General features: G+C 68.8%; 1 protein-coding gene. It reads left to right on the forward strand.

What is annotated here, in order from left to right:
* Positions 1-54: 54 nt before the first annotated feature.
* Positions 55-1,182, forward strand: coding sequence for an IS30 family transposase (locus AC5L3Z_RS29475; RefSeq protein ID WP_494846638.1), 1,128 nt, complete (start codon positions 55-57; stop codon positions 1,180-1,182).
* Positions 1,183-1,190: the final 8 nt, after the last annotated feature.

Below are 1,190 nucleotides of genomic sequence, written 5' to 3' on the forward strand. Positions count from 1 at the left end.
CTTGGGCTCAAGTGGTTGTTGCAACGGGGTGGATTCTCGTGAGGATGGGGATTCATGCCGGGGAAGCGGTTGTCGTCCGAGGAGCGGGCGCAGATTGAGGTGTTGTTCGGGCAGGGGTTGCGGTTCGGGCAGATCGCTGCGGTGATCGGTCGGGATCGGTCGACGGTGTGGCGGGAAGTGCGCCGGAACCGGACGAACGGGCGTGGTCCAGGGGCGCGGGGTGCGGTGCATCCGCGGGGGCGGCGGCCGGGTTACGTGCCCGGGCTGGGTTACCCGGCTGGTTGGGGGCCCGCCTATGGGTGGCGGTATTCGCATCAGGTGGCGCAGCGTCACGCCGATGAGCGGGCGCGGCGGCCGCGTGCGGGCAAGCTGCGTCCGGGGTGGGGTCGGCCGTGGCCGCCGTTGTGGCTGACAGTGAAAGAGCGCCTGCTGCGGCGGCACTCGCCGCAGCAGATCGCCCGGTCATTGCGCCGGGAGTTTCCTGAGCAACCGGAGATGTGGGTGTCGCACGAGACGATTTACCAGGCGATCTACTTCCAGGCCCGCGGTGGGATGCGCCAAGAGCTGACCCGGCAGGTTGCGCTGCGCTCCGGTCGGGCCCTGCGCCGGCCGCAGTCCCGGCAGGCCACCGCGGGACGAGGCGCCCGGCCGTGGGTGCGGGACTTCCACATCTCCACCCGCCCGGCCGAAGCTGACGACCGGGCGGTGCCCGGGCATTGGGAAGGCGACCTGGTCATCGGCGCCCGCGGTTCCAGCGCGATCATCACCCTCGTCGAACGCGCCACCCGCTACGTCATGCTCGGCGCCCTGCCCGAATCGAGAGTCAGTGAGCAGGTCATCGACACCCTCACCGGGCTGATGCGCCGCCTGCCCGCCGAGCTGCGCAAGACCCTGACCTGGGACCAGGGCATCGAGATGATCCAACACCCCACCTTCACCCTGGCCACCGACTGCAAGGTCTACTTCTGCGACCCCCACTCACCCTGGCAACGCGGCAGCAACGAGAACACCAACGGACTGCTCCGCCAGTACTTCCCCCGCTCCAGCACCAACTTCCGCACCTGGACCCAAGACGACCTCGACGCAGTCGCCCGAGAACTCAACGGCCGCCCCCGCCAAACCCTCAACTGGCAGAATCCCGCCCAAGCACTCCACAAGTACCTCGTTGCAACAGCCACCTGAAACCGCCC

The organism is Micromonospora sp. LZ37 (assembly GCF_059359015.1).

Coding starts and splice junctions, on each gene's coding strand:
- AC5L3Z_RS29475 (WP_494846638.1), top strand. CDS start 55: ATGCCGGGGAAGCGGTTGTCGTCCGAGGAGCGGGCGCAGATTGAGGTG.